Here is a 224-nt window from a genome sequence, read left to right on the forward strand (position 1 = left end):
CAGCACAAGCGACAAAATGGCGCGTTACAGCGCATTGGGCGAGCTTCGTAACCAAGCAGTTGCAGCGATTGCAACAGGTGAAGAAGGCGCAGCAAGCGAAGAAGACGTTAAGGCTTACTTCAGCAAGCTAGAGAAGCAAATCGTTCGTGGTCGTATCATTGCGAAAGAGCCGCGTATCGATGGTCGTAACAATGAAACAGTTCGTCCAATTTCTGTTGAAGTTG

1 protein-coding gene is annotated in these 224 nt (G+C 49.1%); it reads left to right on the forward strand.

The window, feature by feature from the left end; genetic code table 11:
• Nucleotides 1–16: 16 nt before the first annotated feature.
• Nucleotides 17–224 (forward strand): hypothetical protein (locus A3762_RS06150; RefSeq protein WP_231878742.1); only part of this gene is annotated, 208 nt, incomplete at its 3' end.

Source organism: Oleiphilus sp. HI0125, from assembly GCF_001635355.1.